The 23,504-nt window shown below is 37.2% G+C and carries 12 protein-coding genes; 1 reads left to right on the top strand and 11 read right to left on the bottom strand.

From position 1 onward, the window contains the following. Window positions 1-82: 82 nt before the first annotated feature. From AC13DP_RS05835 to AC13DP_RS05880, 10 genes are all read right to left on the bottom strand, one after another. Window positions 83-2,401 (bottom strand): alpha-L-arabinofuranosidase C-terminal domain-containing protein, encoded by a 2,319-nt coding sequence (locus AC13DP_RS05835; protein ID WP_483067431.1) that lies wholly within the window; start codon window positions 2,399-2,401, stop codon window positions 83-85. Between the two features lie 19 nt (window positions 2,402-2,420). Next, window positions 2,421-4,115, bottom strand: a complete 1,695-nt coding sequence (locus AC13DP_RS05840) for a DUF885 family protein (RefSeq protein ID WP_483067432.1) — start codon at window positions 4,113-4,115, stop codon at window positions 2,421-2,423. Between the two features lie 52 nt (window positions 4,116-4,167). After that, the gene (locus AC13DP_RS05845) at window positions 4,168-7,218 is read right to left on the bottom strand and encodes a beta-L-arabinofuranosidase domain-containing protein (RefSeq protein WP_483067433.1); all 3,051 of its coding nucleotides are present in this window, start codon (window positions 7,216-7,218) and stop codon (window positions 4,168-4,170) included. 51 nt (window positions 7,219-7,269) lie between these two features. Next, entirely contained in the window at window positions 7,270-9,513 is a 2,244-nt protein-coding gene (locus AC13DP_RS05850; protein ID WP_483067434.1) for a S9 family peptidase, read from the bottom strand. A 177-nt stretch (window positions 9,514-9,690) separates the two neighbouring features. After that, complete coding sequence (locus tag AC13DP_RS05855) at window positions 9,691-11,361, bottom strand: RagB/SusD family nutrient uptake outer membrane protein (RefSeq protein ID WP_013070868.1); 1,671 nt, start codon at window positions 11,359-11,361, stop codon at window positions 9,691-9,693. Between the two features lie 9 nt (window positions 11,362-11,370). Beyond that, window positions 11,371-14,376 carry a SusC/RagA family TonB-linked outer membrane protein gene (locus AC13DP_RS05860; protein ID WP_483067435.1) on the bottom strand — a complete coding sequence of 1,002 codons (3,006 nt, stop codon included), beginning with the start codon at window positions 14,374-14,376 and terminating at the stop codon, window positions 11,371-11,373. A 406-nt stretch (window positions 14,377-14,782) separates the two neighbouring features. Next, the gene (locus AC13DP_RS05865) at window positions 14,783-16,024 is read right to left on the bottom strand and encodes an NAD(P)/FAD-dependent oxidoreductase (RefSeq protein ID WP_228251364.1); all 1,242 of its coding nucleotides are present in this window, start codon (window positions 16,022-16,024) and stop codon (window positions 14,783-14,785) included. A gap of 10 nt (window positions 16,025-16,034) precedes the next feature. Further along, window positions 16,035-17,036, bottom strand: a complete 1,002-nt coding sequence (locus tag AC13DP_RS05870; RefSeq protein ID WP_228251363.1) for a 4-hydroxyproline epimerase — start codon at window positions 17,034-17,036, stop codon at window positions 16,035-16,037. A gap of 6 nt (window positions 17,037-17,042) precedes the next feature. After that, window positions 17,043-18,611: an aldehyde dehydrogenase (NADP(+)) gene (locus AC13DP_RS05875; RefSeq protein ID WP_483067436.1), complete on the bottom strand. Its 1,569-nt coding sequence runs from the start codon at window positions 18,609-18,611 to the stop codon at window positions 17,043-17,045. A gap of 19 nt (window positions 18,612-18,630) precedes the next feature. Further along, a complete protein-coding gene (locus AC13DP_RS05880) occupies window positions 18,631-19,548 on the bottom strand; it encodes a dihydrodipicolinate synthase family protein (RefSeq protein ID WP_483067437.1) in 918 nt (305 codons plus the stop codon). A 136-nt stretch (window positions 19,549-19,684) separates the two neighbouring features. Here AC13DP_RS05880 and AC13DP_RS05885 point away from each other — a divergent pair, with 136 nt between their 5' ends. After that, on the top strand, window positions 19,685-20,527 hold the full coding sequence (locus tag AC13DP_RS05885) for a helix-turn-helix domain-containing protein (protein ID WP_013070874.1): 843 nt from the start codon (window positions 19,685-19,687) through the stop codon (window positions 20,525-20,527). A 21-nt stretch (window positions 20,528-20,548) separates the two neighbouring features. On the opposite strand, the gene AC13DP_RS05890 is transcribed toward AC13DP_RS05885, so the two are convergent. Beyond that, window positions 20,549-22,792 carry a S9 family peptidase gene (locus tag AC13DP_RS05890; protein WP_483067438.1) on the bottom strand — a complete coding sequence of 748 codons (2,244 nt, stop codon included), beginning with the start codon at window positions 22,790-22,792 and terminating at the stop codon, window positions 20,549-20,551. Window positions 22,793-23,504: the final 712 nt, after the last annotated feature.

A 23,504-nucleotide genomic window follows, 5' to 3' on the forward strand; every position in this document is an offset into this window, starting at 1 on the left:
ATTGTTTGCTCAATTATCAGGAATTGCGACGAAAATGTCCAATCCCAAACTATAGTTGTTTATGCTTATTTAAATTGCCGAATTATTGATGTATTTTAAACTTATAGATCCCGGCACTTTCCTTAGGAACGGCAATACTATTTTCTGAAATTTCTATGCCCGCTTCAGTAATGCTGATGCGCTCCTTATTGTCTTCATCATTAAAAACCATATCATGTTCCCCTGAAATGATAAATGCTTTTCCAGAAGTTGCTATACTTCCTGAAAGACCATCTAATTTTAAAACCTGTTGTTCATGCGTCGCATTGACTACTGAAATCGTCAGATATTCACCATCTTCAGTTAAAGTAACCGAAACATCTAATGGTTGTGGCGATCCGTTAAATTCAACCGGCTGCGTACCAAACTCTTTACGGTATAATTTTAAAACTAGTCCTGTTCCCTCTAACCATGCATCGGTTTTAGTCGTTTTTATCGCTCCGATTACATTAACGGTTTGTGCATAATTGGCCATATAATAAATATCCGACTGACGAGAGAATTCATTCAATCCGGCAGCGATACCCAATGCATCTCTTAAAAAATAACGAGTACCTAATAAACCATACACATGTGGTCCGTACCAGTAATTCCACTCATCCATAGCGATTTTTATATTCTTATCTGCTATCCCGGGAATTTCCTTGCGTGCTCTGCGATGCTCTTCAGCCACAGCCGAGATCACTTCTGGCATCTGGTTTACGTGGGTTAGTAAACCACCGGCATGCCAGTTTTGCTTATAAAAATGCTCACTTATATAAGTCATATACGCTCCACTGTTCTCATACATCATATCATTCCATTTCCCGGGATAACCCACGGCGATCAGATCGATATCGGGATCTACTTGCCACATGGCTTTAGCCACTTTATTATGCTTTTTTACGTAATCTTCGATAGGCATGTGCCCTAATTGCCAATCGCCAAACATCTCATTTCCTACTGCCCAAAGTTTTACATGGTAAGGTTCTGGATGGCCATTCTTAGCTCTCCATTGGCCCATTTTTGTAGAAACAGCTCCGTTAAAATATTCAACCTCATTCGCAGCAAGTTCAGCAGTACCAAGACCGGTGTTAACCGCAATATTGGCTTTGGTGTCTAAAATCTCACAAAGCGCCATAAATTCGTGTACCCCAACATCATTGTATTCTAAACCATTCCAGGCTCTTTCAAATTTGGTTGGGCGTTTATCAGGATCGCCAATCCCATCTTTCCAGTCGTAACCCGAAACAAAATTTCCACCTGGCCATCTGTAAATTGGCGCGTCTAATTGCTTCATTAATTCGATCACTTCAGGGCGAAAGCCTTTAATATTATCTGAGGGCATTAAAGAAACCGCTGCTAATGTTAGCCTTCCTTTCCCTTTAAAAGTAATTTCTAAAACGGCATTATCGCTAGTTTCTTCCGAAGAAATCTCAAATGGTAGCTGCTGAAAATTATGGTCTGAAACCTCAAGATGCTCTTCTTTTCCGTTTAAAGAAATAGAAACTTCTTTAATATCACTTCCTTTAAAAACCAATCGGCCTTGATAGGTTTTACCAGAAACAATGGCTAATTTTTGTTGTCTTAAGTTTAAACTATTTTTTACCTGATACACCGGTAATTTTCCCTGAGCATAAGAATAGGAACTATCAATTTTAACCAAGTTGGTATCAACAGCCGTTTCCCATGGTGATTTCGCCGTACCGGGAACATAATAAAATTTACGATCGTCCAGCATCTCTGCCCACATTCCACCATAAATAGATTTTCCCATGTGTTCGATAAACTGACCATAGATATAAGGCGATATGGGTTCTAATTTTTTGTCGAGATTTACCGTAATTTCAGGTTTTAACTCTTTAACCGAGATTTCTTCTAACTGAAAATGATCAAAATAAACTTTTCCTTTTGCCTGTCCTCTCTTTCCCAGTAAAAGCTCCAGCATAAAACTATCGTCCATAGCTGTAGAGAATTGCATTTCAACCTTTGTCCAATCGGTATCCCCCTTAAAAATGGTATCTCCGGTAAATTCGAATTTCCCTAAACCTAATCCAGCGCCACTTTGCTCGCTGCCACCTACTACCCCTTCGGTTTTTATATAACCGGTTACTTTATAAGTTGCAAAAGGTTTTACATTTATCTTTTTAAACCAGCGTTCCGCAGTCAAGGTATCTGAAGAAAGCATAAGTACTTGAGAGTTGAATTGCTCTGAAAGTGCATCAGTATAATGTACCGGGGCACTCCATGGCTCGTATTGCCAATGGCTTTCTTTTATAGCTGTTTCCTTTTCCGGAGATAATAAGACTTTATTATCTTCTTTGCCGCACGACCAAATTATACCGGTAAGGAGCAAAAAGCGTAATACGTTTAATATTCTCATTTTTTAATTTTGAGGGGAATTATTTAAAATCGGTTGAGAACTTCCAGTTCGCTTTATAATTTTTTGGAATGTCTTTATCTTCCAACAATAATCGAAGTACGGCTACCGGCATTATGTTTTCTTTCATGACACGATCATGAAATTGCTTTTCTGTCCATCCTTGTTCTAAAAGTTCATTTCTAAGGGCATAAAACTGAAGTCCACCTATCATATACGCTAATTGATATAATGGCGGGGTGTACGATGTTGCAAAAGATCGGCGAACTTCAGCTTCGGCATTGGCATACTCATGCCCTACTTCGTCTACTAACATATTGATACATTGTTGTGGCGTCCATTCTCCCAACTGATATTTTAATGAGAAAATGATTCGCGCGCAACGGTGAATTCTCCAAAAAAGCATTCCCATTTTTTCTTCAGGTGTTCTGGGAAAATCTTTGTTCCATAAATTTATTTCCCAGTACAATGCCCAACCTTCCATCCAAAAAGGGGTATCAAACGAACTACGATAGGCTTTGTTACGTTGATTCATATAAAACTGAAGATTATGCCCCGGATGTAATTCGTGTTGCACCGTAGGAAAGGAGAAATTCGGATTATTACCACGCATACTCATTAATTTATCCTCATGCTCCATGCCTTCAGTGGGATACGAAATACTAATCTCCCAACCTCCGGTAAAAAAGGGATTCACTTTTTGGCGTTCCGGAGTCATCATGATCATTCCCCAGGTCTCTTTGGCTAGTTCCGGAATAGTGATAAGATCACGTTCTTCGATAAAATCTACCGAATGATCATATAAATTATTGATCGCTTCTGGTTGTTTACCAGGAGCCACATAAGTATTCTTTACATGCTCTAAAGCCGCTTTCCAATCGTTCCCATAGCCCATTTCGTTGGCAGCTTTAATCATTTCAGCTTTACACCAGTCAAATTGCTTTTCAGCCGTTTCTATCAGTTCTTCCGGCGTATAAGGAATAAACTCATATTCCAGATTTTTAATCAGGGTTTTTCTCCCTACCGGTTGACCTATAATTCCACTACCATCGTCCTTTTGACTTGCTTCTGAATAGTTTTCCCTAAGAAATTCAGTATATTCCTTTAATTTTTGATCCAAAGAGGCATGCGGAGTTTTTATCCACCAGGTAAAATCTGGATCATAATCATAATAAAAACTATAAGCTTCGTTTAAACCTCTTTGTAATGAAGAGATTATAGCTGCAGCCTTTTCAGCTTTAAGCCAATCCTCAAATTGATTACTTTTAAGCGCTTTTATTTTTTCTGAGATACTTTTTTCAGCATCATTAAAAGCCATTGCCAATGTTTTTGCATCGGGTTGCGTTCCTCTTCTTCGCTGCTGAATAAAAGCATATAGATCATCTGCAAAATCAACAACGGAAGCTACTTCCTTAAAAGCATCGTAATCCTGATTTAAGAGATACTCCTCTTTTCCAATAAGATTTTTTAAAAGTATATAATCGGCTTTTCCATCTTTTGACAGTTCATTAAAATCTATATTGTTTAATTTGGTCTCCCAATTTTCATAGAACCGGTTGTAACGTTCGTAATATTCTTTGGATTCGCGCATAGTATAAGTACGCCTTAACGCAAATTTATCGGCTCTAAATGTGTTAATCACATCAATCATTTCATTAGCATACATGCTGGCGGAAAGACTTACAAATACGAAAAGGCAACTTAATAATTTATTCATGCGATGATTTAGGTTATATGATTTAAAAAGTTTTTTTTAAATATTTAGATGTCTAGTCTAAATCGACATCAAGATAAACTGAATGTCTTCCGTAGGTATCATAAAATGGTTTGTACATCACGCCGTCAATTTCAAAAGTCAGTTCTTCCGGATTCCCTTTTATGGAAGCTCCAATATTTTCAGCATCAAAATTTACTTTACGCCAATCTGTTCTTGGCTCATCTTCCTGAGCCGCTAATAAAACAGGACCATAAAATAAACTTGCGATATTCTGCTGATCCATGATGGGATCTAAATAAAAACCGAACGGCATTTGTAATTCTACCGTGTCACCATCTTTCCATTTTCTACTAAGGCTTAAATAGGTTCCGGGAGTGGCTTTCACTTTTTGATCCTTCCCATTGATCTTTACGGTAAATCCATTTGTAGCCCAACCCGGCACACGTAGTTTAAGGTCGAATTTACCTTTACCATTAATCGTGAGTTTGGTGTGATCTTCTTTTGGAAAATTAGTTTCCTGAGTAAGTTCTATATTGTTTTCATGCCAATGCAAAGTAGACGGCACATAAAGATTCACATATAGTGCTTTATTATCAGCTCCTTTGAAGTAAATCGAATTCTGCAGTTTTGTACTACTTTCCAGAGCTGTTCCATTACAACAGGTAAAACCGGTCATATTAGGGTTTCCAAAACTTTTTTTGGAACCCGGGCGCAACGGAACATGATAGGTGTTTGCCGGGGAATCTTCTGCTACCGAGGCTAAAATATGATTATACAAGCCACGCTCGTAATAGTCCATAAGTTCCGGACGCTGCTCGTAAAGAAATAAATTACGGGTAAGTTTTAGCATATTATAGGTCGCACAGGTTTCATTTTGGCCACCGGCAGATAAGCCATTTTCGTATAAGGTGCCTGGCTGTGCAATAAAACATTCGGCATTTGCAGGATTTCTGGCTCCTGCAACTCCGCCGATACTGTACATATAATCGTTGGTTGCCTTTACCCAAAAGTTATCGGCTACATTAAAATATTCCGGTTTATCAGAATCCCGATACATTTCTAGAGCCCCCACAATCTGGGGAATATGCTGATTGGCATGTAAACCTCTAAACGTATCTACATTTTTGGCTAAGCCATGCGAATGATTAGCATCACCAAAAAACACTTTGATATTATCAAAAAGTCGGGCGGTTTCTAAATAAGTATCTTTTCCGGTAATACGATATAAACGAGCCATTGCTTCATTCATCCCGCCAAATTCACCCGCGATATAGCGATTCCACATACTTATAAGCGTATCGGTTGGTAATTCACTTAGGCGCGCGTAAACCCAATCTCCCATGCCTTCAGCCACAGCTAAGGCTTTTTCATTTCCACTTACTTCATAGATATCCATTAATCCGGCAAGGATCTTATGTAGTGTATAATAGGGTGCCCAAATTTTTGTTTCTTCAGTACCATACACCGCTCCATTTTCAAGCATAATAAATTGATCTGGAGGATAAGCACTTATAAAACCTTCTCCCCAGTTCCAATAATCGGTACGAATACCTTCTTCACTAAGATCAGAGCTGTAAATTTCTTTTCCAGGCCCCATAGGAACTGCTGTTGGATTGGCATTAAAATCACCTCCTTCTTCAGCTGGTTTTCCAGACATTTGGGATAATTGGTATAAGGTATTTACCATATACTCCATTTTATCTGCAAAATTTTGCTGTAAAGCTTTATCATAACCTGTACTGGCGTATGCCTGAGCAATCGCTGTTAAATAATGACCGGTCGCATGCCCACGTAGTTTCGTTTCCTGAGTATCCCAAACGCCAAGAGGTTTTGCTCCCGCTGGTTGCTCCTGTCCAAATGCATTTCTAAACATATACAAAAACGAATCTGGATTGGTTTGTGCCAGCGTATTTATAAATTTATCACGATTTTCAATGAATTTCGTGTTTTGTCCGTTTGCATTTGACTCTAAACTTACCTGATCTAAATCAAAAGCTTCTAATGCTCTAGCCGGCTTTTCAGCGATTGTACTCTCTACAACATTCACCGTCGCTTTGGGTTTCAAATCTGTTCCGGCCACACTTCCGTTTATGATATAGGTTCCAGTTTTTAAAACTTCGCTGTTATCATCGGGAGACGGCCAGGTTACTTTTACTTGTGGGCCTTTTAGCCCATTTTTATAGGTAGCTTTAAGCGTTCTTGGCAATCGTGGTAAAACGCCTACCTGAGTTTCCACTTCGATATCATCTACGGAAACTAAAAATTCATTGTAAAGTTGCGGACTTGTCCTTGAGAATTCAGGCAGGTTATCCTGAGGTTCTTTACGCTCATTTACCACACCATCGCGTTTTTTTAAGGCATTTTCAAAAATTCCTTTTACCTGATTATTGGTCAATCCAATTCTATAGATCCTGAAATCGTGGATGCTGGCATCTAAAGAAGCCTTATTTTGTGATATAGCCTTACCAATATATAACTGATTCTCTTCTCCAGATTCGACATTAAAAATATCGGATAATTCAAGTTCAATTTCTCCTTCCTGACTAACCTGAACGCCGTTCACAAATGCTTTTATAGTTTTTGAAGGCACATCGATCACCAATACCAAATGTGACCAACGATCTTTTGCCAGTGCTACTTTTGAAGATGATAACTTGTAATCTTTATTTCTGTTTTCAGAAACTGCAGTTGTGAAATTTTCATTTTTTCCTGTTCCGAAAGGAGCTACATAAGCATGCGCATTTTGATTTTTTCCGAAGTCAAAAAAAAATTGATCTGAAGTTGGAACATTTAACTTTATCCAGCCTGCCATACTAATGGATTCTACATTGTTAAGTGCTGAAGAAGGCAAAATGATATAAGCTTGTCCCGAAAGCGCAAGTACATTTTTAAATAGCGCGTCTTTTACAAATTTGGCATCACCTTTAATTTCTGCATGCAGGTTATTACGTGACCAGTCTTTGGCATCTTTATCAAAAACATAGCGCGCAATTAATCCTGTCTCTCCAATTCCGTCAAGAATCTGATCGCCCTGAGCGCGGACTTGCACTAGTCCTACAATCATAACACAAATAAAACAGGTGATAATTTTGTACAATTTCATATTATAAATCTTTCGGTATAAAAAATTAAGCGTATTTCTATGATTACGTAACTAGTTGTAAACCTGATCCCAGGAAGGTGGATCAACGTCCAACAAATGTTTTACAAAAAAATCTCTTCGTTTACGTTCCCCAAATTCACCTCCTGAAGTATGGTTTTCTCCCGGTAAAACCACTAAATCAAAATCCTTCTTTGCTTTTATAAGTGCATCTGCAAATTGCATGGTCGATGCCGGGTCTACATTATCATCTACTTCACCTACGATCAGCATTAAATTTCCTTTCAATTGGGCGGCATTTTCGATGTTGGAGTTTGCCGCATAATGGGGACCAATTGGATAGCCCATCCATTGCTCATTCCACCAGATTTTATCCATTCGGTTATCATGGCAACCACAGGAAGCTACGGCAACATCATAGAAATCTGAATTAAAAACCAAAGCAGCACCGGCACTCTGCCCACCGGCAGAAGTACCACGAATACCTACTTTATCAGTGTTCATATAAGGATATTTTTCAGCCGCTGCCGTAATCCATAATTTACGATCGGGGAAACCAGCATCTTTTAAATTTTGCCAGCATACATCATGAAAAGCTTTAGATCGGTTAGACGTTCCCATACCATCAATCTGCACTACGATAAATCCAAGTTCTGCCAAAGAACTCAGTGCCCAGTAATAACTATTGAAATCCTTTGGAACAAATGAATCATGAGGCCCCGCATAGATATATTCAATAATAGGATAGAATTTTGAAGGATCAAAATTGGTGGGTCTTACAATAATTCCCCAAATATCGGTGTCACCATCTCTACCTTTTGCGGTAAAGACTTCAGGGGTTTTCCATCCCGTTTTTTCTAAGGCCTTAAGATCAGCTTTCTCTAAAGTCAATAATGGCTTTTTTTTACCTGCTTTCTTTAATACCGTAACCGCCGGCATATCTACTCTGGAATATTGATCTACGTAATATTCTTTATCTGGAGAAAAAGTGACTTTATGGTTTCCATTTTCAGTAGTAAAACGGGTAAAATTCTTTCCGTCGAAATCTATACTGCAATAATGAATTAAATACGGATCCTGATCTTTATCCAACCCACTTGCCGTAAAGTAAATTGTTCTATTCTTATCATCTACTTCTATTACTTTCCTTACCGGCCAATTTCCAGAAGTAATCTGATTTTTAACTTTCCCGGTATTGCTATCATACAAATAAAGATGGTTGTAGCCATCACGCTCTGAGGCCCATATAATTTCGTCTTTCCCCTTCACGTCATGACGATATTTTTTACCGTTATAATCTATAAAAGTTGGGCTTGTTTCATCGATTATTGCTGTGGCTTTTCCGGTTTTAGCATCTACTTTTATAACCCGGTATGCCTGATGACCACGCTGATTAAATTCAAAGGTAAACGAAGAACTATCGTCCTTCCACTGGTAATTGTACAAAGAAAATTGAGCGTTAAAAAGAGTTGTCGCTATTGGAATATGTTTTTTGGAAGAAACATGGAAAAGTTGCGGACTTTTAAAATCTAATTCGTCCCCCGGTTTCGTATAGTCCCTGGTGTGTAATTTTGGCTGCAACTGATCTTTTGGACTGGACTCTACAAAATAAATATTGTGCTCTTCTCCCGGTTTTACTTTATAGGCTATAATTTTTTCGCTATTTGGTGACCAGATAATATTGGCGGAATAAAAGAATCCTTTTGTACCATCAAAACTTAATTGTGTTTCTTCCTTGGTTTTACTGTCTTTTACATACAGGTTAGAATTTTTTATAAATGCGGTATATTTCTGATCTGGCGATGGTACCGGATCACCTTCTCTTTCGTTCCCGCGTTTTCCCCAGTATCCTCTGGATCTATCTTTGGAAGCTAGGGTATCAATGACGCTAAGCTTATAATCCGAAAGAGTTAAATTATATTGTATGGTATCTAACTGGAATCTTAAATTCGACTTAGCTTCATCAAATTCCAGCTTAGTGATATCCATTTTTGAACTTTTGATTTTTTTATCTACTAATTTTGAAATAGCGCGTGCCAGTTTTTCATGATCGAAAGCTGTTTCCTTCTCTAGAGTTTCTGCATTTACAAAAATATATTCACTACCTTTTTCGGTATTGTTTTTATACCAAAACTCCTTCTTGTTTAACCAGTTGAAAGAATTTGGAGTGTTAAAGACTTTATTTCTGAAAAGCGTATCCAGAGATTCTGCTCTCTTATAATCCTCTACTGTCCCCTGGGCACTGGCCACTAGGGAAATCAGGAAAAAAATAAAATAGGTGTAAACAGGTGTTTTCATAGTTTAAAATTAAATGAAAACCTGTTTAATTTTAAATCGATCATTAACATATATTTATATTATATTAACATTAATTAATAAGTTTTATATGCTTTTACGACCTTATAGTATAGATTCTACAAAATAAAACGGAGTGACAATTATCACTCCGTCTTCATAGTCTAAAAAAACAGAATCTTAATATCCAGGATTTTGTTGAAGCTTAGGATTAGCATCTAAAAAGGTTTGAAAAATTGGAAACACATTTTTATATGTTGCCTCAGGTTCTGCATCTTTACAAAACCAGGATTTACCATTATAAACATTGGTATTAGACCCTGATAATCTAAACCTGATAAGATCCTGTCTACGATGGTGCTCTCCTACAAATTCCCAGGCCAAATCATCTAGAAGGCCTCCTAGTTCTATATCATCTCCTCCTTCGTAAGTAGCTACAAGATTGCTGTAGTTGGTAGCACCTTCACTGGTATATTCTCTATGTCCATAGTCATAAATACTTCCTGAGGTTAAATCCTGTACAGAGCGTACGGCTTCGGTTCCATCTTCAAATGCACGCGCACGTACTTCACTTACTAATCTTGCGGCCTCCGCCTGATCCCTGTTCAATCTCAATAAACACTCTGCCTTGATAAACATAGCGTCTGAGAGTCTAAAGAAGGGTACATCATCACCATAAGTTCCATCGACACCTGGTACAATTTCATTCTTTACAAAACGATAGCCTTCCATCATATAAGCTCCCGGATTATCTATAGAATGTACTCTTTTTGTATAAACCAGGTTAACTTCTCCCTGATCATCTGCATTCATCCTCAATGGCTCTCCGGTTTCATAATGATATTGCTGCCCATAAGCCCAGGTATCTTCTAAACGCGAATCATTTTCATGATAGGTATCTATAAATTGCGGCACTGCACAGCTGCCATTCCATGGAGACCCGTCGTATCCAAAAGCTTTAGCACCCTCACTAGTAAGTGCTTTGTTTACCAAATAATTACCACTGGCATAGGTGTAATCTAAAGGAATTGCAAAAATAATCTCATTATTTCCAGCTAGATTGGCCTTAAAATTGTCTTTATAATTTGGTGAAAGAGAATAACCACCATTATTAATAATATCATCGACCTGTTCTAAAGCCAGTTCAAAATATTCATTATTACCATAATCGTTGAACCATGCATTATGATTCAGGTACATTTTGGCAAGAATCATTTCGGCTGCATATTTATTGGGATAGCCATAAACTTTTTCGGTTCCCAAATCTTCTTTCACAGCATTAAGCTCAGATACAACAAATTCAAAAACTTCTTCTGGACTGGCCTGCTCTGGCAGGTAACCGCTTTCTACAGCTTGTGTTGTTTCTAAAGGCACATTTCTAAAACAATCAAATAAGATATAATAATATAATGCACGCATGGTACGAAGTCTGGCACTTTGTAAAGCATTTTCCTGAATTTCAGGAAGGTCCAAAATAGTATTGGCATAACCGATGCCAGAATAAGCATTATCCCAAATTGTACTAAAGTGCCCTATATTAGAATTAAAATCATGCTTATGCATAGAGATATATAAATCTCCCCACCCCACTCCTATACGCAAGGGAGTCATAATTAAATCAGAAGACTCTTCCTGGATATCAAATAATCCATTCCATTCCCAGTATGTATACCGCAAATGGTTGTATACATAGCCCGTTAATCTTGAAATGTCCTGCTCGTTATTAAAGTCTATATCCTCGTTTGTAAGAATACTATAGGTATCTTCAGAAAGATCTGTACAGGAAAACGAGGTCAGAAAAAAGGCTGCTATTCCTGTATATTTTATTAGTTTATTTTTGAAAATTTTCATGATGTAGTTTTAAAAGTTTAATCTGGTACCAATGGTGAAAGATTTGATGGTAGGATATTTATCCCTAAAGTCGTTCCCGGCGGCATAAAAGTCTCTATTAGCTAATTCAGGATCCATTCCGCTATAATTAGTAATAGTTAAAAAGTTTTTGGCAGAACAATACACCCGTACATCAGAAATATAATTTGATATTTTTTCAATTTTAAAATTATACCCTAAAGTGATATTATCCAGTTTTACAAAATCCCCTTTCTCTAAATAATGGCTAACAAAGGCCTGCGCTTGGGCTCCAGATAATGGACGTTCTCCATAAACGGGGTCTGCCGCAGATTTTAAACGATTATATTGAATTGAATTATTTTCGTAAAACATACGTTGCGTATTTAAAATATCAAAACCAAACTGCCCGCTAATTAAGGCGGTTAAATCGAAGTTTTTATATCGTAATGTATTGGTCCATCCCATATAAACAGTAGGGAATCCATTACCTAGATACTGGCGATAATCGTTAGTGTTAAGACTTGTGGAATAGGGAATAGCCTCACCGGTATTTGGATCTTCTACCAGGAATAGTCCATTTTCCGTCACTCCTACCGATTTTAATCCCCAGAAATTTCCTATGGCCTGCCCTACTTCAACTCTATGGGTAGGAACATTAATCGGATCACCTGCATAGGCCACATCCAAATAATCTTCTGTTTCATATAAATCATTAGACAAGCTTAAAAGTTCATTATCATTATGTGTTAGCGTAACCGTAGTTTCCCATGAAAAATCGTCATTGCTTACAGGAAGGGCATTAATCATTAGCTCAAAACCCTGGTTTCTAATCGAACCTACGTTGGCCAGTGTTTGACCGTAGATGTTTGGGGGTAAAGGCACATTATATGAGTATAACAAATCATCTGTGTCTTTTCTGTATACATCTAAGGAACCCCCTAAACGACTATTAAAGAATGAAAAATCAAGTCCAATGTTAACTTCAGAAGTTCGTTCCCATTTCAAATCTGGATTAGGATTTTGGGTTACCATTAAACCAGCTACCCATTGTCCGTCCTCATTTACAAAATTTCCGTAATTGCTATCATAATTATAGGTGGTTAAGGAAAGATAATTAGCATTAGGTCGCTGCCCCGTTACTCCATAACCTGCTCTAAGTTTTAAATTATTGATCCAACTAGCCGATTCCAAAAATGCTTCATTACTAAGCGTCCAACCAGCCGATACTGAAGGAAAAAGTCCCCATTTATGGTTGTCTCCAAACTGGGAAGAACCTTCTCTACGTATACTGGCAAGCAGATTAAATCGATTTTCATAACCATATTGAATTCTTCCAAAAAACCCTATTAAGCGAGAGTCATACTTTCCACTACCCATACCGGCATTTCCTTCATTCAGCCTGGCACCAACTCCTATATTATTATATAGATAGCCATCTGTAGGAAAATCTGAATTACTGGCATAAAAATTACTATTGCTAAAGTAATTATAACTATATCCTGCTAATGCATTAAAACGATGAACAGTATTAATATCGAATTCGTAATTAGTAGTAAGTTCTAAAAATTTGTCCTCTTTTTTCTCATAACTTTTATAAGCACTACCACTAAATCCAGTAGTTTTAGATGAATAATATCTGGAAGTAGTGTAGGTAGAAATATCTGTAGCCGAAAGGTTTTTTGCAATTAAAAGATTGGTTACCCAGTTTTTTATTGGTTCGAAAGTAATATTACCGGTAATATTAGTTCGTCGTAACTCACGTTCCCCAATCAGCTCATTATTCATAGCAACCGGATTAAAATATTGATATCGTCCAAATTCTTCGAAATAATCTCCGTCTTCACCATAAATGGGGGAAGTTGGATTACGAATAACTGCCTGGCGATAAATATTGCTAATCCCATTATCCTCAATATTATTAGGCGTTCTTTTACGCTGCTCAGAAAAGATTTTAAAACCAACTTTCAAAATATCTTTTAAAAGATATTGCTCTAAATTTAGTTGTAATCTTAATTGATCATTATTCGATTTTTTAATAGTTCCATCTTCTTTTCTATAGGAAATATTTCCTGAATAAGATGTTAGTTCTGATCCTCCATTAATAGTAAGAGCATGATTATGCATAAATCCTGTTTGCGAAATCGCATCTAACCAATCTGTTTCGAAACCTCCATCACTAAAAGATGTTAATCCATCCCGAATATCCTGTGGAGTCATAAAATCAGCTTCCTTATAAAAATCTGATACAGACACAAAGGCATCATATACTACACTGGTTTTGCGATCAAAACTTCCTGATTTTGTACTAATAAGAATAACTCCATTAGCACCACGAGTCCCATAAATAGCGGCTGCACTGGCATCCTTTAGTACATCTACCGAAGAAATATTTTCTGGAGCGACCATTGTCAAATCTCCAGGAACTCCGTCTATTAAAATAAGCGGTTTTGTACTACCATTTAAAGTAGTGACCCCACGTAGCATAATATTAGATTCATCATTAGGATTTCCGGAACTATTAGTCACCACTAAACCGGCTACTTTACCTTTAACGAGTTCAGCCGCATCCTGTATTTTTCCAGGATTAAAATCTTTTTCAGAAACACTGGCAACAGCACTGGTCACCTGGCTTCTATCCTGTTTTCCATAGCCAATTAAAACAACCTCTTCCAGGGCTTGTAGATCTTCTTCTAAAGTCACACTTAGATTACCACTTAGACCGCTTGTGTTTAACTCCTTAGTTTTATATCCTACGAATGAAAATATCAGTATAGCATCATCCGAATTAGTGGAGATAGAAAATGCACCATCAAAATCTGTAACGGTCCCATTACCCGTATTTTTTTCTTTTACCGAAACACCTGGAATGGGTACACCTCCTTCATCTATTACCGTACCCTCAAATTGTGATTGAGCAATACTTAGCTGAGAAAAAAATAGCATTAAAAAAAGCAATGAATATTGCATTTTCTTAACATTTAATTTTCCCACATAAAAACATAATTTTTTCATCATAACTGAAATTTTTGTGAGTTTTGATTGATTTTAATCCATTAAAACTGGATAAACATTAAAATTTAGAGGATAAACTTACAATTAGATTAAGGAGCCTTTTGTGAAAAAATTAGCTTTATATAATACTATATTAACAAGTATTATTCTAAAATTTTTATAGAAAGAATGATGAGTATTTCCTTTTTTGAAATAGAATATTTAATGGCTGCTTTTTGGTAAAAGTTAAACAGATGATACCATGGCAGATACCCAAAATCTATCAATCAGATCTAACGTAATTTATGAATAATCTTTACATATAATATCAAAATCCAGATCTCAGAAAAATCATAGCAAAAAAAAAGACTATCACTATAAAAGTGACAGTCTCAAAAACTTATATAAATATTTGAAACAGATTTTTTTTCTAAAATCGTTCCAAATCAAATGGTTCTAATAACACTGAAGTGTGATTGCCTTCTACAATTTCTGAAATTAGTTTTCCAGTAATCGGGCCAAGACTCCATCCCATCATCGCATGACCTGCAGCAACATTCAAATTTTTGAATTTTGAAGATTTTCCAATAAATGGTAAGCCATCCGGGGATACCGGTCGTAATCCGCTGGTGGCCGATTGTTTCTCTTCAGGGGTTAAGGTAAAACCTGAATAATAATTAGAAGCTGCTTTAGCTATGGCTTCTACCCTAGTGGGTAAAATAATATTATTATCGCCCGATAATTCCATGGTACCAGCAAATCTTGTAAAACCTTTCATTGGGGTAACTGCTACTTTTGCTTCAGTAAGTATAGCCGGTAAATTAATATTGGTTTCTCTGGTGATGCTCATACTATAGCCTTTACCGGGTTGGATAGGTATATTCAGACCTAATTTTTTAGCTAAAGGAAAAGTCCAGCTTCCAGCTGCCATAATAAATTCGTCTGCCTCGATGCTGTTTTTACTGGTATGCATTGCTTTTATAGTCTTTCCATCTACTTCTAAACCGGTAACCGCTTCCTCTAAAACAAACCGAACACCGTTATTTTCTAACCATTGCTTCAGGTTTTTCATAAAAAGATTTGGAGTACTGTGGGCATCACATTCATAATGTACACCACCAATAACATCCTCACTAAACTGGGGCTCTAAATCATGCAGTGCTTTTTTATCTAAAACACTAACATCTAAGCCTAAGTCTTTTCCTTTTTCGGCAAGCTTAGTTTCATGTTCTTCATTCTTAGCACTTTTATAAACCATAAGCAGACCTTTACGCTCTATGTGAAATTCAAAATCCAAAGATTCTAACATCTCCTCGTAAAGTTCTTTACTTTTTTCGTTTAATTCCTTAAGCACAGGAATAGCTTTGGCTACTTTTTGTTTGGTTGAAGATTTTTTGAAATACCAGGACCATTTAAAGAAATCTATATCCCATCGTGGTTTTATGTAAAACGGACTGGAATTATTGAACATCCATTTAATTCCCTGATTAATCATACCAGGTTCTGCGAGCGGTACAAAATGACTGGGAGTTACATAACCGGCGTTAATAAAAGAGGCTCCTTTTGTGATATTACCCTTATCTACGATTGTTACCTCGTAGCCGGCCTTAACCAGGTAATAAGCAGAACATAAGCCCGTAATTCCTCCTCCAATAATTGCAACTTTTTTCATAGATTAAAATTTAAAGTACCTGAAATCCGTGAGCATAAGGATCCTCATCATCGATAACTATATTATTATAACCAGTTACCATTGCCCAACCCTCTATACTCGGTATAATCGCCTTTTTATCACCTAATTCTGTTTCCTCTTCTATTCTGCCAATAAATTTACTACCAATTATACTTTCATGCACAAATTGATCGCCTTTTTTTAGTTTTCCTTTGGCATACCACTGCGCCATTCTTGCAGATGTCCCGGTACCACAAGGAGAACGGTCTATAGCTTTATCTCCGTAAAAAACAGCATTACGTGCAGTAGAGGTTTCATCCATCACAGCCCCCGTCCATTGGATATGGCTTAAACCAAAAATTGTTGGATCTTCCGGATGAATAAATTGATGTGCTTCGTTTAATTTGCTTCTCAACTCCCTGCTCCACGTAATCAATTCACTGGCCTGATAATGCTCCAAACCTTTAAAGTTATCCTGAACCTCTACAATAGCGTAAAAATTACCACCGTAAGCAACATCTACCTTTAACTCACCCAGAACATTGCTATGCACCGTAATATTTTCTTTTGCCAAATAAGATTTTATATTCACGATTTTAACCGACCTTACTTTTTTTCCTTCCTGAACGTAACTCACTTTCACGAGTCCGGCGGGGGTTTCCAGCCTAAGCGTTCCTGGTTTTTTAGGAGAAACCAGGCCTTCTTCAATCGCAACAGTGACCGTACCAATAGTACCATGCCCACACATTGGCAGGCATCCGCTGGTTTCAATAAAAAGAATTCCGCAATCATTTTGGGGATCTGAAGGCGGAAACAAAATGCTTCCGCTCATCATATCGTGGCCGCGTGGTTCAAACATTAAACCACGGCGAATCCAATCGTATTCCCGCATAAAATTTTGACGCTTTTCACTCATGTTTTTTCCTTCGATAAAAGGGCCGCCACCTGCAACCACTCTTACCGGATTCCCACAAGTATGGGCATCAACACAAAAAAAAGTTTTTCTTGCCATTAAAGTCTATAAGCTATCTGTTGTGTACTTATTATTGATATTACGTAAAATTCCTAAAGAATTTTCATCTTTTAAGGCCTGTGGTAGCAATGCCTGAGGCCAGTCCTGAAAAGAAACCGGGCGTACCCATCGTTGTACCGCTGTTAATCCTACTGAAGTGAATTTGACATTAGAGGTTGCCGGGAATGGTCCGCCATGCGTCATCGCCGCACAAACCTCTACACCTGTTGGCACACTGTTGTAAATAATTCTGCCTACCGTATCGGTTAAAGTATCGATAATCGTCGCAAATTCACTTAGTTCTTTTTCTTCGGAGTTTAATACTGTACCGGTTAATTGCCCTTCTAGTTGCTCAAGCACTTCACCTAACTCGGTTTTATCTTTACATTTTACCACTACTGAAAATGGACCGAATACTTCTTTATGGAAGTTTTTATTCTGAAGGAAATTTGCACCAGAAACCGTGATTACTTGCTGTCTGCCAAAATTTGGCTGAAGATCGCCATTATACTTGCTAACTTCAGAATAGCCTTCTTGCTCTAAAACTTCCGTTTTTGAAGCCTCATATTGATGTTGGATTCCGGGGCTAAGCATCACTGAAGGTGCAAGATTCGATAAATTCTTTCCTAATTTTTCAACAAAATTATTTAAGTCTGTACTCTCTATTCCCAAAATTAATCCTGGATTTGTACAAAACTGGCCACATCCAGCGGTTATAGAACCTGCATATTGCTCAGCCCAAAAATCAGCTTTTTCTTCTAAGGCTGAAGGTAAAGCCAAAACGGGATTAATACTTCCCATTTCTGCATACACCGGTATAGGTTCAGCACGATCTGCAGCTAATTTACAAAGTGCAGTACCCGCTTTATAACTTCCGGTAAATCCAACCGCTTTAATTTTTGGATGTTTTACCAGCCATTCTCCAACTTCAATCCCTTTGCTATTTAAGTTAGAAAACACACCATCTGGCATTCCTGTTCTCTTAGCCGCTTTTATAATTGCTTCAGAAACCAATTCTCCCGTACCTGCATGTAAGGGGTGTGATTTTACGACAACCGGAGAACCTGATGCTAATGCGCTAGCGGTATCTCCTCCTGCTGTAGAAAACGCAAAGGGGAAATTACTCGCTCCAAAAACCGCAACGGGTCCAAAAGGTACCTGCATTCTTCGAATATCAGGTTTTCCTTCGGGATTGCTAATTATCGCCTCTACCCAACTACCTTCTTTAAGCATCTCTGCAAAAGCTCTTAACTGTCCGGCAGTACGTGCTAATTCGCCATTAGAACGTCCTTCTGGCAAACCGGATTCTACTCTGTAAATTTGTTTTAAAGCTTCAGCATTTGCTTCAAGTTCTTCAGCAATTGCCTCTAAAAATTCGGCTTTATCAGCATCAGGTTTTTGCTTATATACTTTAAAAGCGGCTGCCGCTTTTTCTACAGCAGCATCAACCTCATCGGGTGTAGCTTCATAAAAAATAGCGGCCGTTTCTTTATTTTCTTTTGGATCAAAAGTTTTAAAGGTTACTTCACCTTTACTGGAAAGCTCCTCACCAATATAATTTTTTCCTGTAATCATGCTTTCTTTTTTTCTTAATTTATAAAGATTTGTATTCTACTAAATCTGGTCTTACAGCCATTGCAGCGTCAATTACTCCCTGCACTCTTTCTCTTTCTGCTCCCTGTAAAACTAATCTTGGAGCGCGCACGTACTCGGTTCCTAAACCAGTGGCCACTTCCGCTAATTTTATGTTTTGTACTAATTGTGGAGAAATATCCAGTTCCAGTAATGGCATAAACCATCTATAGATTCTTAAAGCTTCCGCAATATCACCAGATTTTACAAGCTTATAGATAGCTACGGTTTCTGCCGGATAAGCAGCAACGAGGCCTGCTACCCAACCATCTGCGCCTGCAACCATGCTTTCTAAAGCTAATGTATCTACACCACATAAGATTTTAATACGGTCACCAAATTTGTTTTTTAAACGTGTTACATTACTAATATCACGAGTAGATTCTTTTACGGCTTCAATGTTTGGACAATCTGCTAGAAGCTCTTCAAACATGTCGATAGTGACTTCGATCTTATAATCCACAGGGTTATTATAGATCATAATCGGTAAAGATGTGTTTTTAGCGATCTCTTTAAAATACACTACAGTCTCGTAGTCTGTAGCTTTGTAACGCATTGGTGGTAATAACATTAATCCCTGCGCTCCCCAGGCTTCAGCATTTTTAGCGACCTGAATGGCTTCCTTGGTAGACTGCTCGGCAATATTAATGATTACCGGCACTTGTCCTGCTGTAATTTCTAAAGTTTTCTTTACAAGCGTTTCCTTTTCTGCCGGTGTAAGAGTACTAGCTTCACCCAAAGTTCCTCCTAAGATGATTCCGTTTACACCTGCTTCCAGTTGTGCGTTAATATTCTTTTCAAAGGTTACTAAATCCAGTTCGTCATCCTTTGTGAATTTAGTGGTTACTGCGGGCATTACCCCTTCCCATTTTATTGCCATGTGTTTAATTTTTTAACAAAAATATATGCATTAGATCGCTTTCAATTTGTAGTGATTAACTAAACCTGATACTATATTATCATATAAATTGACTAATCCAGTTTTTTTTAATAATATTTACAAAAACTAAAGCCAAATGAAAGTTCTGCCCTTTAAAATCCCTAAGCCAGAGAAGGAAGCCTTGGTTTACCAGGAAGATCATGAAATTGTATTTTATGATAAACTTCATCAACACGAAGAGATTCAAATTAGCTACATTATGGAAGGTAGCGGATCTCTAATCTTAGGGGATAGCATTAACGAATATCAGCCCCACGATATTCTTATTATTGGAGAAAACATTCCCCATGTTTTTAGAAGTGATGCTGAAGCGCATCCAAATTCTATAATGTATACCCTGTTTTTTACAAAAAAGTCTTTTGGAAAAGAATTCTTTAACCTAACTGATCTTAGCGGAATCCAGAAGTTTTTTGATGAGTCTGAATACGGAATGAAAATTAAAGCTGATGAGAAGAAATTTCATCTTTTTAATAACCTGAAAAGACAAAGTAAAATTGAAAGGGTTGCCACTTTATTATTACTGCTAAACGAACTTACACATGCTGAAAGACAGCCGCTATCCTCTTTTGTTTATCAGAAAAAATATACCGAAGATGAAGGAAAACGAATGAACGATGTTTTTCAATACGCCATGGATAACTTTCAGGAAAATATATCTTTAGACGATATCGCTGATATCGCTTTTATGAGTAAAAATGCCTTTTGCCGATATTTTAAAAAACGAACCAACAAAACTTTTTTTCAGTTTCTAATAGAAATAAGGATAGAACATGCCTGCAAATTACTCTATAAAGATCATGACTTATCGATTTCAGCGATCTCTGAACTTTGCGGATTTCAGAATATCGCTAATTTTAATCGAAAATTTAAAGAACTAAAAGGGATTACACCTACACAGTACAGGCAGCAAACCGATTAATTATTACTATTTAAATCCTGATTACATGTTATTATGCTCCAAAAAATAGTTGGTGATCAACGTATATAAATGGATAGAAGTATTCTTCCCTTCATAAATGGCATGAGATCGGTTTGGATACGCCATCATATCAAATTGCTTATTATGTCTTATTAGTTCGTTTACTAAATACTCCATGTTCTGATAATGTACATTGTCATCGCCAGTACCATGGATTAGCAATAAGTTTCCTTCCAGATTTTTCGCATAGGTTACCGGCGAACCTTCGATAAACTTCTCTTTATCTTCACTGGACAATCCCATATAACGCTCCTGGTAAATATTATCGTAGAATAACTGATTTGCAACACCGGCAACCGCAACACCTGTTTGGTACACATCAGGATATCTAAACAATAAATTTTGCGTCATGGAGCCTCCACCACTCCATCCCCAAACATTTACTCGGTCTCTATCTAAGAAATCATAAGTTGCCAATACTTTTTTTGCTGCTGCAGCCTGATCGTTCGTATTAATCACTCCCACCTTTTGATAAATACTTTTTCGCCAATCGCTACCTTTTAACGTTGGTGTTCCTCGATTATCTATACTTATCACCACAAATCCTTGCTGCGCCATAAATAATTCATATAATCCAACCCATTGATCGGTGGCAACAACGCCCCAGGGCTCACCATACACATGAAAAAGAACAGAATATTTTTTCCTTGCATCAAAATTTAAAGGTTTGGTCATTCTAGCATCCATTTGGATACCGTTATCAGTAGTTACGTTAAAAAAAGTCGTTTCCGGCAACGCTAAAGAAGCTAGTTTACTTTTTAATCGTTCATTATCTACTAACGTTTCTACTGATTTATGCTTTGGCAGGCTCACCAAACTAACTGTATTTGGTGTGCTCACATTAGTGAAATTATGAATGGCATATTTTCCGTTAGGCGAAACATCGTAGGTATTTACGCCTTTGAATTGCTGCGGAGTTATTCTGGTTAACTTTCCGCTTCCATTTAAAGGCACACGGTATAAATAGCGCTGCGTGGCATTATCTGGTGAGGCTACGATATATAAATTTTTATCATCGGTTTGATAATAGGTCGCTACATCATAATCACCTGGCGTTAATATTGTTTTCTCGCCAGATGCTAAATCCACTTTGTAAATATGACGCCAACCATCATTTTCCGTCATTCGTAAAAATGCCTTTCCATTATCTACGATTAACTGATCATTATTCCCCCATTGATTAGATGAAATGTCTGGGTAACGTAAATCCACCCAGGTATCTTCAGTTTCTGTATAGACTTTTTTCAATTCTGCTGTTGAAGGCTTATAAGTGAAAATATTGAGTTGGTTTTGTTTCCTATTCATTTGCTGAATAAGTAGTAAATCTTCACTAAGCCATTGCATTGCCGGTAAATAATGCTGAACAGGATCACCCGGCATCGGAATCCATTTTATTTCGGAAGTTTTTGTATCTACAATTCCGACTTTTGCTGAAGAAGGATTGTATCCCGCTTTTGGATACTGAAGTGCAATGGATTGTGAATATACCGAATCTGTATAATTAATCATGTAAAAAGTACCAATGTCTGAAGCATCCAATTGCCAAAATGCAATTTTGGAAGCATCGGGGCTCCAAGTAAACCCATCGCGCATTCCAAATTCTTCTTCATACACCCAATCAAAAGTTCCATTGATAATATCTCCGGTACCATCTTTAGTTAACTGAGTAATTTCCCCCGTTTTAAAATTTTCTTTATAAATATTGAAATCTTGTACATAGGCCACAAACTGATTATCTTCAGAAAATTTAGCAAACATCAACGATGAGGATGGAAAATCTTTTCCTAATTGTTTTAATTCTTTGGTATCAAAATCATAAACCCAAAAATCACCTTTGGTATTGGAACGCCACACCCGACTGGAATTGGTAAAAATAAGTACCTTGCTACCATCGGGGGATAACGAAAAATCCTCTATTGCCAGGTTTTTACCATTTACAGCAAGATGTTGAGCCGCCAGGTATGTATTTGATTGATGATTTTTACTCATGTAACGAGTAAGCTCATCATTACCCGAATCATCTTTTTCGATACTTACAAAAGCATCTCCGTTTTCTATCCAGAAAATAGGGCGCTGGTAATCGCTACTAAATTCTGATGAAGAATAAATACGCTCTAAGCTTAAAAGTTCAGGGTCTTCCTGCGCAATTATTGAGGAGGAAAAGAAAAACAGTACCGCTATTCTTAAAAGGTAATTTTTAGCCATTTTTTTATAATTGATTTGTGATTATTAGCGCATGGTTTCAGCTTTTAATAATCATACCTTTATTGATTCTTACTAACATCATCCTGACCCTGCCTCGCCGGCAGGCAGGCGTAGTGGAGGGATCTATATACATTAAGGTTTTTCTAGCTTATTTAGTTATTCCGTTTCTCCCAATAGCTAACGTGATATCCCATGCTGCATTTTTAAAAGCATCCCTCAAAATTCAGCTTTCTGTATGAATCCAACATTAATACACCTATTTAAAAGAGATTTCTCCAATACGCTATGCTTCTGTCGAAATGACAAAAGAACATTGAGCATAAACCATGAATCTCTTTTCTATACTCTAACTCCTTAAAGATTTCTCGACTTCATTGCATTACGCTCGAAATGACAGAAAAAAATTAATATTCAACATGTATCAAAAAATCTCTAGTTTACTTATTATTCGCTTACAGCGAAACGATATACAATCTAACTTCTCAATACTCTATTTTTACTTTCACACAAATAGATTTCTCGACTTCATTGCATTACGCTCGAAATGACAGAAAAAAATTAACATTCAACATGCATCAAAAAATCTCTAGTTTACTTATTATTCGCTTACAGCGAAACGATATACAATCTAACTTCTCAGTACTCAATTTTTACTTTCACACAAATAGATTTCTCGACTTCATTGCATTACGCTCGAAATGACTAAAAAAGA

It is taken from the genome of Zunongwangia sp. L-65, from assembly GCF_056859415.1.

Bases quoted from the DNA above. Each gene is read 5' to 3' on its own strand.
- AC13DP_RS05835 (WP_483067431.1), bottom strand. From the start codon at position 2,401: ATGAGAATATTAAACGTATTACGCTTTTTGCTCCTTACCGGTATAATT.
- AC13DP_RS05840 (WP_483067432.1), bottom strand. From the start codon at position 4,115: ATGAATAAATTATTAAGTTGCCTTTTCGTATTTGTAAGTCTTTCCGCC.
- AC13DP_RS05845 (WP_483067433.1), bottom strand. From the start codon at position 7,218: ATGAAATTGTACAAAATTATCACCTGTTTTATTTGTGTTATGATTGTA.
- AC13DP_RS05850 (WP_483067434.1), bottom strand. From the start codon at position 9,513: ATGAAAACACCTGTTTACACCTATTTTATTTTTTTCCTGATTTCCCTA.
- AC13DP_RS05855 (WP_013070868.1), bottom strand. From the start codon at position 11,361: ATGAAAATTTTCAAAAATAAACTAATAAAATATACAGGAATAGCAGCC.
- AC13DP_RS05860 (WP_483067435.1), bottom strand. From the start codon at position 14,376: ATGATGAAAAAATTATGTTTTTATGTGGGAAAATTAAATGTTAAGAAA.
- AC13DP_RS05865 (WP_228251364.1), bottom strand. From the start codon at position 16,024: ATGAAAAAAGTTGCAATTATTGGAGGAGGAATTACGGGCTTATGTTCT.
- AC13DP_RS05870 (WP_228251363.1), bottom strand. From the start codon at position 17,036: ATGGCAAGAAAAACTTTTTTTTGTGTTGATGCCCATACTTGTGGGAAT.
- AC13DP_RS05875 (WP_483067436.1), bottom strand. From the start codon at position 18,611: ATGATTACAGGAAAAAATTATATTGGTGAGGAGCTTTCCAGTAAAGGT.
- AC13DP_RS05880 (WP_483067437.1), bottom strand. From the start codon at position 19,548: ATGGCAATAAAATGGGAAGGGGTAATGCCCGCAGTAACCACTAAATTC.
- AC13DP_RS05885 (WP_013070874.1), top strand. From the start codon at position 19,685: ATGAAAGTTCTGCCCTTTAAAATCCCTAAGCCAGAGAAGGAAGCCTTG.
- AC13DP_RS05890 (WP_483067438.1), bottom strand. From the start codon at position 22,792: ATGGCTAAAAATTACCTTTTAAGAATAGCGGTACTGTTTTTCTTTTCC.